This window comes from uncultured Candidatus Puniceispirillum sp. (genome assembly GCF_963979125.1).
In the GTDB taxonomy this organism is placed as follows: domain Bacteria; phylum Pseudomonadota; class Alphaproteobacteria; order Puniceispirillales; family Puniceispirillaceae; genus Puniceispirillum.
The window spans coordinates 1-4,952 of the sequence record NZ_CAXBVX010000124.1 but is presented as its reverse complement, the minus strand read 5'-3'; the positions used below and the strand labels follow the sequence as shown (position 1 = coordinate 4,952).

General features: G+C 49.0%; 4 protein-coding genes. 2 read left to right on the top strand and 2 right to left on the bottom strand.

From position 1 onward, the window contains the following. On the bottom strand, positions 1-935 hold a 935-nt coding region (locus ABNT28_RS09935; protein ID WP_348721504.1), incomplete at its 3' end, for a 50S ribosomal protein L11 methyltransferase. Further along, entirely contained in the window at positions 932-3,163 is a 2,232-nt protein-coding gene (locus tag ABNT28_RS09930; RefSeq protein ID WP_348721503.1) for a UvrD-helicase domain-containing protein, read from the bottom strand. The genes ABNT28_RS09930 and ABNT28_RS09935, both read right to left, overlap by 4 nt. 238 nt (positions 3,164-3,401) lie before the next feature. On the opposite strand from ABNT28_RS09930, the gene ABNT28_RS09925 reads away from it, so the two are divergent. Next, positions 3,402-4,154: a VacJ family lipoprotein gene (locus ABNT28_RS09925; protein ID WP_348721502.1), complete on the top strand. Its 753-nt coding sequence runs from the start codon at positions 3,402-3,404 to the stop codon at positions 4,152-4,154. Further along, positions 4,154-4,771, top strand: coding sequence for an ABC transporter substrate-binding protein (locus ABNT28_RS09920; RefSeq protein ID WP_332923596.1), 618 nt, complete (start codon positions 4,154-4,156; stop codon positions 4,769-4,771). Before ABNT28_RS09925 ends, ABNT28_RS09920 begins: the two co-directional genes overlap by 1 nt. The last annotated feature ends 181 nt before the right edge of the window (positions 4,772-4,952 follow it).

The following is a 4,952-nucleotide window of genomic DNA, read 5'->3' as shown; positions in this document are numbered from 1 at the left end:
TTAGACCTCCATAACGCAGGCATCTGTCCGGCTTGTCGTGGACGCATGACCAGACTTGTCCACTCGCCAATACGAATTTTTGCCCATAGGCGCGCACCTACCATACCATAGGCCTGTGCCACCATTGCCGCCTGATGATTTAAAATACCTGATAGAACAAGCCACCCATTATCAGCAAGATGCGGCATCAATGATGGTGCCATCTTACGCAGGGGGCCAGCTAGAATATTGGCAAGAATAACATCATAAGGACCATGTTGACGCACCAAGCGTCCAGAAAAACCCGCCGAAACACCAAGCCGCATCTGTGTCGGGGCAATTTGATTACGTATCCGGTTGCCTTCTGCCACTTTGATAGCCACAGGGTCATTATCGGCGCCCATAACCTGACAGGATGGCCATAATTTTGCCGCGGCCATGCCAAGAATTGCCGATCCACAGCCCATGTCCAATGTAAAGCGCGGGGCACGCCCCCTATAGCGACGATTAATCATATCCATGGCCCGCAGGCATCCCTCAGTGGTTGGATGCGTGCCTGATCCAAAGGCCTGTGCCGCATCAACCAGAAGCGGCAAGCTGGCAGGCGGCGGGGCATCACCTATATGACTGCCATATATCCAGAAACGGCCAATGTGAAGCGCTGGAAATGATGCCCGATTTTCGGCAAGCCAATCGCGCTGGGGTAATTGTTCGACCTGAACAGCACATGGCACCAGCTGATGTTGCGCAAAAACTGGCGCCAGTAATTGCGTGATAACAGCCTCATCAGGCGAGAACAGAAATAATGCCTCAATATGCCAACGCTCTTGCGACGACCGGATATGCGACGTTGCCTCGCTTTCCAAAAGCTCGCTAAACACCGCCTCAAACCCAGCGACGACCTTTGCATCGGTAACATCGGGCAAGTCAAGGCGGACAGCATATATGGCAGTCATGGTTTGCTCACAAATCCGGACACAACCTTTTTATGTCCTGCTTTATCAAATGATATTTCCAGCTTGTCACCTTCAACATTTAAAACGTTACCCATGCCAAATTTTTGATGAAAAACCCGATCACCACGGGTAAAACCCGCGCCACTAGTTTCGGCAACAAACCGGTTTTCCGCGCCTTGTTGCTGACGGTCAGCCATGCGCCGCCATCCAGGTCCATAGCCCTGTTGACCAACGATATCTGATGCACCGGCGATATATGCTGGCGACGTACGGCCAATGCCCATGCCCTGTGCCATATCTTCGATAATATTTTCGGCAGGTAATTCTTGCACAAAGCGTGAAGGAATGGCCGACTGCCACTGGCCATGTACCCGGCGGCTGCTGGCAAATGAAATATGGACGTTTTTTCGCGCCCGGGTGATGCCGACATAAGCAAGACGGCGTTCTTCTTCCAGACCTATGGCGCCATTTTCATCCATAGTGCGCTGGCTAGGGAAAATGCCTTCCTCCCAACCTGGCAAAAAGACCGTATCAAATTCCAGTCCCTTTGCCGCATGTAATGTCATTAAGGTAACTTCGCCTTGCTCGGATATTGTATCACCATCCATTACCAGCGAGATATGTTCCAGAAACCCCTGAAGAGAGTCAAAGTCCTGCATCGCGCTGACCAGTTCGGTCAAATTTTCAAGCCGGCCTTCAGCATCGGGCGATTTATCCATCTGCCACATCGTTGTATAGCCTGACTCGTCAAGCACCATTCGTGCAAGATCACCTTGATGCAGAGTGCCAATCTGCTTGCGCCAGCGTCCAATGTCCTGAACAAAATTACCCAAGGTTGTGCGCGCCGCTGGGCGAAGTTCTTCTGTCTCGATCAGATCCATCGCCGCCGCCAGAAGCGGCTTTTGCGAGGCGCGCGCCTGAATATGAATCGCCTGAATGCTTGCTGTTCCCAAACCGCGCTTGGGAACATTGATAATCCGCTCAAAAGCAAGATCATCGGCTGGTTGCGCAATCAGCCGTAAATAGGCAATCGCGTCTCGAATTTCCGCCCGTTCGTAAAAACGCGCTCCCACAACACGATATGGCAGGCCAATGGCAATAAACCGTTCTTCAAATTCGCGCGTTTGGAAACCCGCACGTACCAAAACGGCAATCTGTGACAGATGATGCCCAGCCTGTTGTATCGATTCAATATGGCTGGAGATCGTTCGGGCTTCATCGGCGCCATCCCAATAGCCATTGACGCGCACTTTTTCCCCATCATCCGCCGATGTGAAAAGGGTCTTTCCAAGGCGCGTTTCATTACGGGCAATTACCGTCGATGCCGCCGCCAGAATGTGCCCAGTAGATCGGTAATTTTCTTCAAGCCGAACGGTTTTTGCCCCAGGAAAATCACTTTCAAAGCGCAAAATATTGCCAACTTCAGCACCCCGCCAGCCATAAATTGATTGGTCGTCATCACCCACACAACACAGGTTATTGCGTTGTCCTGTTAGCAGTCTGAGCCACAGATATTGCGCGACGTTAGTATCTTGATACTCATCAACCATAATATGTGTGATGCGCCCATGATAATCAGCCAGCACATCGGCATGGTTCTGAAAAATGGTCAGCATGTGAAGCAGAAGATCACCAAAATCAACTGCATTCAGTGTCAGTAACCGCGCCTGATAATCCTTATAGAGTTGTTGCATGCGGCCATTTGCAACATCACCTGCCTCGGCAAGGGTAATCTTTTCAGGCACCAGACCACGGTCTTTCCAGCGTGAAATAACCCCCGCGACCATACGTGCAGGCCAGCGTTTTGGGTCTATGTTTTCTGCTGCCATAAGCTGTTTGATCAGGCGCACCTGGTCATCACTATCAAGAATGGTAAAATCTGATTTCAGACCAACCATATCTGCATGCCGACGTAGCATCTTTGCCGCCAGCGAGTGAAATGTGCCTAGCCACACCTGTTCAACCATTGGCCCAACCATATCGCCGATTCGGCTTTTCATCTCGCGCGCGGCCTTATTAGTAAAGGTCACCGCCAGAATATTCCACGGCTTTGCTGTACCACTAGCGACAAGTTCGGCAAGCCGCGATGTCAGCACCCGGGTTTTGCCTGTACCAGCACCAGACAAGACCAGAAGCGGTCCTTGAAGGGATGTAACTGCGTCAGACTGGGATGTATTGAGACCGATTAACCAGGGGCTTACTGGATTTTGATTTAGATCATTCATCATAAGCCCAAACTCGCAAATGGGTGCTATCCGGTCAATATTACAAAGTCGCTTTTCTCATTAATTCGACATATTTGACGCCAAAACATAAAACCAGCATTGTGATTACTTCGCAAATCTTGTTCAGGGTCGTAAACGCGCTTTGACACGAATATTGTTTGCGGTATCTTAGCCTCATTATTATCCAAAGTGGTTAAAAGTTGTTATGAATTTAAACATGAGTACAAACCGATATATTCACATGATGCGTTCACAGTTACTTATCGTCAGTAGCCTTGTGATATTTGCCGCCTGTTCCAGTGTTCCTGTAGAACAGCGTAGCGATGTTCGTGATACCTATGAAAATGATAACCGCGCCATTTTTGATTTCAACATGGGCGTTGATACCCATGTTATCGAACCTGTCGCCAGTGGGTATCGCAAAGCAGTACCCGAAGGCGGGCAAACGGCTATTGCACATCATTTGGCATGGGCTGGATTACCATCCACGGCAATCAATTCCACCTTGCAAGGTAAATATGAAAATGCTGGACTTGCCGTTCTGAGTTTCGCCATTAACGGGTTGACGCTGGGATTTGTTGATCTGATGGGAGACGATGCAACACCCATTCATAAAGAAGATTTTGGACAGACACTTGCCGCCGCCGATATTGAAGAAGGTTCGTATCTGATGGTGCCTTTTCTGGGGCCGCATACTACACGCAGCCTGACCGGACGCGTTGTCGATATGGTGTTGAACCCCTATTCAATTCTGGACGCTGGAGCCCCTTTACAGACATGGCAGACAGCACGCATACCAACAACGGCTGTATCCTTCCGCGCAGCCAATTTCGAAGAAATCAATGACGTGAAATATAATGCGCTTGATCCATATGCGCGAACACGCTCGGTCTATTACCAGCAACGTAACGGGTTGCTTGGCGATCAACTACGCGGCGATGGCGCATCATCAGTCGATGACGAATTTGAAGATTTCTTTGGAGATGATGGGTAATGACAAGACGTTTCTTTAGCAGAATTTTTGTTATCTTTGCGGTGTTTTTTGCTATGTCTGCATCAGCCTTTGCCGACAATCAAGTTGGAAAAGCCGAAGCCCATATCGACAATATGATGCTGGATTTGCAAGGGTTTCTTGATAATGATTCAGATGATATTGAAAAGCGCAAAAAAAATGTAACCTATCTTTTAGATGCCTATTTTGACCTGCCGCTAATCGCCCGGTTTTCTGCTGGTGCTTATTGGCGCAAAGCCACACCAACCGAACGCCAGACATATACCGATATCATGCGACAGGTCATGATTGGCACAGTTGTGCGTAACTTTGACCAGCTGTCTGGGCTAGAATACACAGCTGCAAAAAGCACAGCAAAAGGCAAAAAGCTGGTGCTTGTTGGTGGCATATTTACGGATAAAGCCAAGACCAAAGAACCCGTTGCCATTAGTTGGCGTGTGACAACGCCTGAAGATGGAGCTGCAAGGGTTATGGATGTTGAGATTGAAAATATCTCGATGCTGGTAACGCAGAAAAACGAAAATATTGCAATCATTCGCAAGAATCAGGGCAATTTTTCAGCCCTGATTGATACCATGCGCTCTAAAATCAACGAATAATGACCCGATATGCCGCCTAGACTAGCGGCTAATTGGTTTATATTTGATACGTGTCGGACGCTCTGCATCGGCACCTAGACGGCGTTTTTTATCGGCTTCATAAGCTTCGTAATTGCCCTCAAACCACTCAACATGGCTATCACCTTCAAAGGCCAGAATATGCGTTGCAATCCGGTCAAGG